The organism is Pseudonocardia sp. McavD-2-B (assembly GCF_024124365.1).
Classification (GTDB): Bacteria; Actinomycetota; Actinomycetes; order Mycobacteriales; family Pseudonocardiaceae; genus Pseudonocardia; species Pseudonocardia alni.
In genome coordinates, this window is sequence record NZ_JAMXSG010000361.1 from 1 (window position 1) to 4571 (window position 4571).

A 4571-nucleotide genomic window follows, 5' to 3' on the forward strand; every position below is an offset into this window, starting at 1 on the left:
GCGGGGCTGCGGGACGGCGATCCGGTGGGCGGGCACATCCTGCTGCGGTGCGGCGGCGCGGTGGCCGTCGACGTCCGGCCGGGGCACGGCCTCGCCCCGCGGGGCGCCCCGCTGCGCCGGGACGGCGATCGTGGGCGGGGTCTCACGCAGGGCGTGCCGCGGGCGGTACGACGTGCCGTCCATGACGTCCCCCTCTCCGGCGTGCGGGCGCCCCACGCAGTGCATCGCGCCGGCGCCGAGATCGTCACCGATTCCCCGACAGTGTCACCAGAAATGGTGACCCGCGCATGCGCTGGGCGCCACCCACCGTTCACCCGACGCTCGTAGCATCACGCCCGTCATGGCCGATCCCGTCCGCCCGCTGCGCACCGGCGCGGCCGCCCCGTCCGCGCACCTCGCACCGGGCCGGACCACGGTGCCGCGCTACACCGGCCCGGCCGGTCGCGGCGACGCGCCGCACCTGGTCGTCGTCGCCGGGTCGGCGCCGGATCCCGACCTCGGGCCCGCCGACCGCCTGGTCCGGCTGCCCACCGGCTGGGACGCGGCGGGCCTGCTGGACCGGGAGCTCGCGACGCTGGTCACCGGCACCCGGATCCTGGTCACCGGGCCCGAGACCGTCGTGCAGGCCGTGCGCGCCGCGGCGCTGCACCGGGGCGCCCTCGACGAGGAGCTCGTCCTGGTCCCGACCGACATCGCCGACTCCACCCGGGACCGGACGGTGCACTGCGGACACTGCCACCACCGCGTCGTCGTGCACGCCGACGTCGGGGACGCCGTGGCCTGCCCCGGCTGCCGGCTCGTGCTGCACGTCGCCGGGCACCACTCGCGCCGGCTCGCGGCGTTCCTCGGCGCGCCCACCCCGCAGCGGGCGCCGTGACCCGGCCTGCCGTGCACCTGCGGGTCGCCGCGGTCACCGACGCCGCGCCCGGCGTCCGTTCCCTGGAGCTCGCCGCCGCACCGGGGACCGGGCCGCTGCCCGCGGCCCCGCCCGGCGGCCACATCGGCGTCGAGTGGGCGCCCGGCCGCTGGAACTCCTACTCCCTGACCGCGCCGTCCCCCGCACCCGACCGCTGGCACGTCTCGGTCGCGCGACGCCCGGACTCGCGCGGCGGCTCGGTGTGGGCGCACGGTCTCGCCCCGGGCGACGCGGTCGTGGCGACGACGCCGCGCAGCTCGTTCCCGCCGGTCGACACCGCGCGCCATCACCTGCTCGTCGCGGGCGGGATCGGGGTGACCGCGGTCCTGTCCCACGCCCGCTGGCACGCGTTCTGGGGGAACCCGTTCACGGTGCTCACCGTCCACCGCCCCGGTCCCGCGCCCCACCGCGACGAGCTGCGCGCGCTCTGCGGGGACCGGCTGGTCGAGGCCACCGGCCGCGTCGAGGCCCACACCGCGCTGGAGCGGCTGCTGACCACGGCACCGTTCGGCAGCCACGTCCACACCTGCGGCCCGCCCGGTCTGATTGCCGCGGCCGCGCGGACCGCACGCGCCGCGCACTGGGTCGACGCCCGCATCCACGCCGAGGCGTTCGTCCCCGAACCCGGTCCCGGTACTCCGTTCCGTGCGGTGCTGCGCCGCAGCGGTCGCACGGTCGAGGTCGGTGCCCGCGAGACCCTGCTCGACGCCGTGCACCGCGCCGGGGTCGCCGCGCCCGCGATGTGCCGGCGCGGTGTCTGCGGCGAGTGCGTGACACCCGTCGTCGACGGTCGGGTGGAGCACCGCGACACGGTCCTGACCGCCGACGAGCGCGCCGACCGGATGGCGCTCTGCGTGTCCCGCGCCGCCGGGACGGCACTGGAGCTGGACCTGTGACCGGCGTCGACGACTACCCGTTCCCGCTGCCGCACCCGACCTACCGGATCAGCGCGAACGTCGAACCGGCCGGGGTCGAGCGCCGTACCGAGGCCGGCTGCTGGGGCGCGCGGATCGTGCACGACGGCCCGGACCGTCCCGCCGTCGCCGCCGAGCGCGCGTCGACCCTGGACCGTGAGCCCGCCCGGTTCGTCGCCGCACCGCACGCCCGCGCCTCCTGCTGGGACGCCTGCCTGTACCTGCTCGGCCGCCTCGCCGCCGAGCAGCCCGGCACCTGCTCCCTGACCCGCACCGGCGGAACGGGCGGCCGGCGGTTCCGTGACGCGGCCACCGGCACCGACCAGGAGTTCGTGTTCGGCGACGACGCCACCCTGCCCGAGCACCCGTTGCGCTGGGTGTCCCGGCTCGTCGCGGAGGACGTGGTGGTGCTCGGCGCCCGCGACGACGCGCTGTGGCTCGACGCCGGTGCCGTCGCGTTCGCCTCGGTCTGGTCGCTCGGGTTCGACGCCGGGATGAGCTTCCGGGAGCTGCACGGCCCGGTCCCCGGCAACGGTCCCGGCGGGGTGTTCGAGCGCGCCGAACGCTTCCTGCTGCGGCTGCACCCCGGCGAGGCCTACCGCCGGCTGAACTGGGGGCTGCAGCCCGACGACCGCCGCGACCTGTCCCTCGACGCCGCCCCGCTGTGGCAGCCCGCCCGGACCCGGCTCGACCTCACCGACCCCGGCAGGCAGATCCACCTGCGCACCGAGGTGCAGCACCTGGTGCGGCTGCCGCTGACCGGCGCGGTGCTGTTCCTGATCGGTGTCCGCCTGCTGCCGCTCGACGAGGTCGCGCGGGTACCGGCCTGGCGCGAGCGCCTCGCGTCGGTCCTGGAGACGCTGCCTCCGGAGGTCGCGGAGTACAAGGAGCTGGAGCCGCTGGCCTCGATCGCCGCGGGATGGTTGCGCGCCGGGTCCTGACCGGCGGTTGCGGCCCCACAGCCCCGTCCCCCTCACGACTCGCCCCGAGCTGTCGGCCCCCTCGGCCACACCGACACGGACACACGTTCGAGCAGGAGGCCGCGCCGCCCGACCACCCACCGCCCGAACGCGACCGACAGCCGCTAGCCTCGCGCGCCGTGACCGACGCGCCCCGAACCACCGTGCTCGACCTCGTCGCCGACCCCGGGCTGCCGACCGAGCTCGCCCACCGGCTCGTCCGCGACCTGCCCGCCGCGCTCGGAGAGCACGACGACGCCCGCTGGGAGGTCCGTCTCGCCGACGAACCGATCGTCCTGGACGAGCGCGGCGCGCTGCCCGCTCTCGACATCGGCGACCGGGTGCGCGAGCGGGACGGCGCCGACGCCGTCGTGCTGCTCACCGACCTGCCGCGCCGCTCCGGGGCGGATCCGGTCGTCGCCGACGGCGGGACCGGGCACCGGGTGGGCCTGGTGTCGCTGCCCGCGCTGGGCGCGATCAACCAGTACCGGCGGTGCCGCGACACGGTGGTCCGTCTCGTGACCGGGCACCTGGTGCCCCCCGACCGCGCGGGCGCCGAGGAGGGCGGGGCGCCGGACGCCGGTCATGCGGGACCGCTGACCCGGATCGACTCGGGGCCCCGCGCCGGAACCGACGGCGACCACCGCGACCAGGACCGCGAGCAGGAACGCGACCGCGATCGGGACGACCGGGCGGACGGCGACGCCGCCCGGCGCGGGCCCGCGGACGACTCCGATGCCGGCAGCGGCGGGGTGGAGGACGACATCGACGTCCGCCTCGCGCTGACCGGGCTCCGTGGGCGGGTGCGGCTGCTGGCCGGGATGGTCCGCGCGAACCGTCCGTGGCGGCTGGTACCGAGCCTGTCCCCCGCCATCGCCGCGGCAGCGGCCGGGGCCGCGTTCGGGATCTTCTACTCCAACATCTGGCAGCTGGCGACCGCGCTCGGGAGCGCCCGGCAGGTGACGGTCATGCTGATCGCCCTGGTCGGGATGACCGCGTGGCTGATCCTCGACAACCGGCTGTGGGAGTCGCGACGGCACCGCTCGCTGCGCGAGGAGATGCTGCTGTCGAACCTCTCGACGGTGATCACCGTGGCGTGCGGGGTGCTGACGATGTTCGCGCTGCTGTTCGTCCTGGCCCTGGTCGCGGCGGTCCTCGTCATCCCGCCGGACTACCTGTCCTCGACGCTGATGCGCGAGTCCGGGCCGGACGACTGGATCATGATCGCCTGGTTGTCGACGTCCATGGGGACGGTCGCCGGGGCACTGGGCTCCGGGTTCGCCGACGACGGCGCGGTCCGCCAGGCCGCGTACAGCCGCCGGGAGCAGGAGCGGCGGGCACGGCTGGACCGGGCCGACGACGGTGACCGCGGCAGGGACACCCCGGCCTGACCGACACCGGCTCCGCCCGGCGCCGGCAGCGTCGTGACGGCCGGACCGGCGGCGCAGCGGGCCGCGGTGCGGTGAGCCCGGAACCGGCGTGGATCCGGCGGGTCAGCCCTGGACGAGGGCGTTCCGCAGAACCCGCAGCGCCGCGGCGTCCCGCGCCTGCCCGTCCGCGGCGGCGTCGAGCCGGGCGACCAGGTCCGCAGGCAGGTCGAGCACGATCCGGACCGGCGCCACGTCCGACTCCGCGCTCGGGGTACCGGCGTCGTCGCCCCCGGCGCCGTCGGAGCCCGCCACCGCGGCAGTGGGTGCCGCCGCCGCCCCGTCGGCCCGCGCACCGGCCGACGCGGTGCCGGCGGTCGCGGCCCCCGTGGTCGTGTTCCCGGCGGATGCGGGC

5 protein-coding genes and 1 pseudogene are annotated in these 4571 nt (G+C 77.2%); 4 read left to right on the forward strand and 2 right to left on the reverse strand.

The genetic code is table 11. The features are described 5' to 3' along the window. A partial coding sequence (locus tag NH602_RS28275) for a hypothetical protein (RefSeq protein WP_253069397.1) occupies positions 1 to 183 on the reverse strand: 183 nt, incomplete at its 3' end. A 157-nt stretch (positions 184 to 340) separates the two neighbouring features. On the opposite strand from NH602_RS28275, the gene NH602_RS28280 reads away from it, so the two are divergent. The 4 genes from NH602_RS28280 to NH602_RS28295 all read left to right on the forward strand — a co-directional run bounded on the left by NH602_RS28280 (position 341) and on the right by NH602_RS28295 (position 4180). Continuing rightward, positions 341 to 877 carry a dimethylamine monooxygenase subunit DmmA family protein gene (locus NH602_RS28280; RefSeq protein WP_253069398.1) on the forward strand — a complete coding sequence of 179 codons (537 nt, stop codon included), beginning with the start codon at positions 341 to 343 and terminating at the stop codon, positions 875 to 877. Continuing rightward, on the forward strand, positions 874 to 1812 hold the full coding sequence (locus NH602_RS28285; protein ID WP_253069399.1) for a PDR/VanB family oxidoreductase: 939 nt from the start codon (positions 874 to 876) through the stop codon (positions 1810 to 1812). The genes NH602_RS28280 and NH602_RS28285 overlap by 4 nt, the downstream gene beginning before the upstream one ends. After that, positions 1809 to 2771 (forward strand): heme-dependent oxidative N-demethylase subunit alpha family protein, encoded by a 963-nt coding sequence (locus tag NH602_RS28290; protein ID WP_179760003.1) that lies wholly within the window; start codon positions 1809 to 1811, stop codon positions 2769 to 2771. Before NH602_RS28285 ends, NH602_RS28290 begins: the two co-directional genes overlap by 4 nt. Before the next feature lie 158 nt (positions 2772 to 2929). Next, a complete protein-coding gene (locus NH602_RS28295) occupies positions 2930 to 4180 on the forward strand; it encodes a hypothetical protein (RefSeq protein WP_218899189.1) in 1251 nt (416 codons plus the stop codon). 102 nt (positions 4181 to 4282) lie between these two features. Here NH602_RS28295 and NH602_RS28300 read toward each other — a convergent pair. After that, positions 4283 to 4571, reverse strand: a pseudogene (locus tag NH602_RS28300) (hypothetical protein); the annotation flags it as partial.

Excerpts from the sequence above, each read along its gene's own strand:
- NH602_RS28280 (WP_253069398.1), top strand. The coding sequence starts at position 341 with ATGGCCGATCCCGTCCGCCCGCTGCGCACCGGCGCGGCCGCCCCGTCC.